The 3,834-nt window shown below is 58.7% G+C and carries 3 protein-coding genes; 1 reads left to right on the forward strand and 2 read right to left on the reverse strand.

Features of this window, described 5'->3' with window-relative positions; genetic code table 11:
* Both ACODTJ_RS28940 and ACODTJ_RS28945 read right to left on the reverse strand, forming a co-directional pair.
* A partial coding sequence (locus ACODTJ_RS28940) for an ATP-dependent nuclease (RefSeq protein ID WP_488851662.1) occupies window positions 1-1,483 on the reverse strand: 1,483 nt, incomplete at its 3' end.
* 33 nt (window positions 1,484-1,516) lie between these two features.
* Complete coding sequence (locus ACODTJ_RS28945; RefSeq protein WP_454654106.1) at window positions 1,517-2,185, reverse strand: HNH endonuclease; 669 nt, start codon at window positions 2,183-2,185, stop codon at window positions 1,517-1,519.
* Between the two features lie 203 nt (window positions 2,186-2,388).
* Between ACODTJ_RS28945 and ACODTJ_RS28950 the strand changes: the two genes are divergently transcribed.
* Entirely contained in the window at window positions 2,389-3,756 is a 1,368-nt protein-coding gene (locus ACODTJ_RS28950) for an FRG domain-containing protein (protein WP_488851664.1), read from the forward strand.
* The last annotated feature ends 78 nt before the right edge of the window (window positions 3,757-3,834 follow it).

Below are 3,834 nucleotides of genomic sequence, written 5' to 3' on the forward strand. Positions count from 1 at the left end.
ACGGTGGCCGGATATTGATCGGAATGCCGGCCGGCTTCACGTCGGAATCCGCAGCTACGATCGCATCCCGCGCTGCAGGAGCTTGCTGATCAAATATCGTGGCAACGGTTTTACCCAGCCCGCGAAAGAAGGCAGCGAAGGACGCTACCGCAGTCTGACCGCCCGCGTCGAAGGGAACCCAGCCCAGCGTGTCGAGGCGCTGGTGTTGAGCAGGAGCGAGGACCGCTGCTCGACGTGCGACGGCACTGTAAGCGACGAACTCCGTCTTACCCTCCGTGACTAAAACGCGTCGAGCCAGTAGCGCCTCGCAGAACCTGGTCCGAAAGCCGTCTCGGAAGATTTTCAGCTTCAGACTTTCCGGCAGCACGACGTTGGTGGCGGATAGCAGCCCCGTATTGTCGCGTCTCATCACGGTCATCTGCTCAGGCGTGAACTGCTCAATGACGTACGGAGAGTGTGACGTAAAAAGCGCCTGTGCGGCGAGCTCTTGCACCTTGTCGACAACCCGCTTCTGGACATGAGGCGGCAGCGACAGCTCTGGCTCCTCCATCGCGAAGATCACGCGCCCGTTCCTGCGTTGCGCGATCAGACCTAGCATCGCGAGCACAAGTGCATTGATGGTACCCGAACCCTGGTGTTGGAACGGAGCGGCATACCCCGCCACGCCAGTTGCCAAGAAGGATTTCAGAACCCGCCGTAGGTCCTCCCGCGTTAAATCCGACACCCGCAAATGCGGTGCATCTGCCCACTCCCCAGGAACGATTTCGCGCATTGCGTCGCGAATGGCCGTTAGGATTCTTCCAAATTCGGGGTCGTTCTCGCCAACGACGTCAAGGCCCCGGAGTCGATCCAGCAGGCCTTCCCACATTCGTGTACGGACCTCATAGGTTCTGAGGATCACGTCCAGCAGCGAACCGCGCTCCATTGATAGGGCGCGGGTGCCAGTACGAAGCGCGCGAAGGTGCAGAAAGCCGAATTCACGCTTGTCGCCTGAACGGCACTCGCTTGTCGGCGTTCCGTTATCTTGGCGCGGAATCGCGAACCACGTTTTTGCGGTAAACTCATCCGCCTCCAAATCATAAGCGCCCTCGAAACGGATGCGCACCGCAGGTTCCACGCCCGGCTGACCGAGCGCTGCTACTCCGCCAGGGCCGACTAGCGTCCGGTCGGCAGCCCGCCAGAATTCGAGATTGTTCCGGAACTTGTCGCAATGTTGTTGATCCAGCCCCGCGACGACGACCTCGACAACAATCTTGGGCGCGGGTCCACCGTGAGGGCCGCGATAGTCTCCGCCGTAGAAGTCATGCTCGTCGATCGCTTGTGTTCGCGAGAGGCGGTCAGCTCCAATCGCGAGCTCGATCGCCTCGAGGACCGAACTCTTGCCGGTATTGTTGTCACCAAGCAGGACGGTGGTGCCGCCGAAATAGAGATCGGCTCGTCTTATTCCGCGGAAATTCTCAATTTGAACGCGAACGATACGCACAGGTCCCCCCAGAATGCGATTGACGATTGCGGATCAGCGGCGGGTTCGACTTCGCAAGAAGGCTTCCATTTTGCCGTCCTCGAAAAGATCGAAGATCTTCGCTTTGGCCTCATCAAGCGATTGGAAGCGCAATTTCCCCCGTGTGCCGTTCACGCGTAGGCGAAACGCTCGTTCGCTTGGCTCAACGATCAGGTTCGCGCCCTTCTGGCTAAGCTTGTAGGAACCGCTCCCGAGCGGCTTCCATCGAGGCGATCGCAGAAAACGGGTTCGTCGGGCATTCTGCTGCCGGACGGAGTCCATAAAATCGCTGGCCTCGGTGGTGTCGGTCAAATGATCGCAACACGTCTCGCCGACTTCCAGCGCCGGCCACTTTTCATGGTGGACGAAGAAGACGTAGCGGATCTCGTTCCCGCAGAGTTCACATTCGCCCGACACGTCTCCGAGGTCGTCCTGCCCGACACAGACCCAATTCGTAAACGGTCGGACAAGGCCATGTTCGCCCGCATGGCAGCCTTTGCAGAGCGTCTCACATAGCTCGTAGGGATACTCCCAGGGCATGCGTCCAGGGAGATACTCTTTATGATGCACTTGGAGGATCGCGCCCTCCAATGAGCTGCGCTTACATTGCACGCAGCAACCGCCGTCGAGCTCAATGACTTCTGCTCGGAATCTCCGCCATTCCTGTCGCTGATAACGCCGCATGACATCTCCGCCGCAGCTGAACCGCCGCCTTAGACAATAAGAGGGAGGTCGCGTGGTCAAATGTGCTGGCGTGGCAGCATCACGACGTTGCCAGCGGCACGTCTCGCCCTTCTGGGATAACCTTGCGCCCTTCGTGTTTCGGGCTGGATTTTGCCGATCGGGCTTGTCAGGTTTCTGAAGGCCTCCGCTATCGACGTCGAGGAATGATGGTCGAGAACTTCAACTACATCTCGTTTGGCGACGACTCCTGGCTTGCTGGCGGCGTTTCTCACCTGGAGATGAGCAGGGGGCGGATGTTCGAGCACACTCCGACCGACGTTGAGCCGCGGTTGGTCGCTTTGGACAATCCAGCGATATCATTCCTTGAAAAGCTGCCGGCATTCCTTTGCACGGAGATCGACAGCGGGCCGCACAGGCCCACCATGCTCATTAAATTCGGGCATATCAGGAACGTCCGCGTAGAGAAGAAGGCCGTTCGTACTGAGTTCGATACGGAGGTCGATTTTGGCCAGGTCGCGTTCTCCAGCGTCGAGGCGGCCAGGGATGTGTTCGGGCTCGCTAGTCTCCAGCTCTATCGGACCCATTGGGCGGTTCGACCAGGCGATTACCGAGCCATTTTGGCGAAGTTGGTTGAACTCGCGCCTAACAGGCGGGAGGACGTTCAGCGCATTTTGCATGGGCCTCCTGGGGCTGTCGCTGAGCCGCCAGCACGGCGCAAGAACGAGATCGGTCAGGCAGCCAGCGTCGAGCACTTCCTGAAGATTCTATTCGATATCAAGAAGGCGCCCGGCACGGACAGCTTCTATCGCGGGCATCATGACGCGTCCTTCGAACTGACCCCCTCCTTGCTGAGAAGGTGGCCCGACGGCTCGTGGAAGCATCTGCCGGAAGAAGATCGGCTGTGTAAGGAGGTCCTCATCGCGCACCATGACGAGTTCCAAGGCGATCAATACTGCTTCGATCGGCTCGTGCGCATGCAGCATTACGGCCTGCCAACACGGCTCCTAGATATCTCGGGAAATCCCCTGGTCGCCCTGTTCTTCGCCTGCCATCGCGAAGAGAAACTCAAAGGTACCGACGGCGAGGTCATCATTTTTCGAACCAAGCGGGACAAGGTCAAATATTTCGATTCCGATACGGTCAGTTGCCTGGCGAACCTGTCGAACCTGAGCCATGCGCAAAAGAGTCAGATCAACCTGGCCTTGGACCTCGACGCCTTCAACGGCCAAGAGGTGGCCAGAAGGCTGCTTCACCACATCAAATCCGAGAAGAGTTATTTCGAAGGCTGCATGAAGCCCGACGACCTCGGCTCTGTGCTCTGCGTGAAGGCGAAGCGGACAAATAGTCGGATCAAGTCGCAGTCAGGCGCCTTTCTCCTGTTCGGCCACGAAGCCTTGCTTCCAGAGCGTGGCAACGAGGGAATTGAGGTGTCGCGAGTGAGAATCATGGATAAGGCCAAAATCCTTACTCAGCTCGATGCCATCAACATCAATGCCACCACGGTGTATCCAAGCATCGAACAGACCACCGTCCACCTGCGTGATCAGCACCTCGCGCCGCCGGCAGGATGACCAAAAGCGCTTTAGAAGGTGGCGTGTCAAACGGCCCGCAAAGTTGCCCCCCGATCGGCGTCCAATGTTGACCCCTTG

This window comes from Allobosea sp. FG18, assembly GCF_057809495.1.

What these genes read in the sequence shown, in the direction of transcription:
- ACODTJ_RS28945 (WP_454654106.1), bottom strand. Translation starts at nt 2,185, where the DNA reads ATGCGGCGTTATCAGCGACAGGAATGGCGGAGATTCCGAGCAGAAGTC.
- ACODTJ_RS28950 (WP_488851664.1), top strand. Translation starts at nt 2,389, where the DNA reads ATGATGGTCGAGAACTTCAACTACATCTCGTTTGGCGACGACTCCTGG.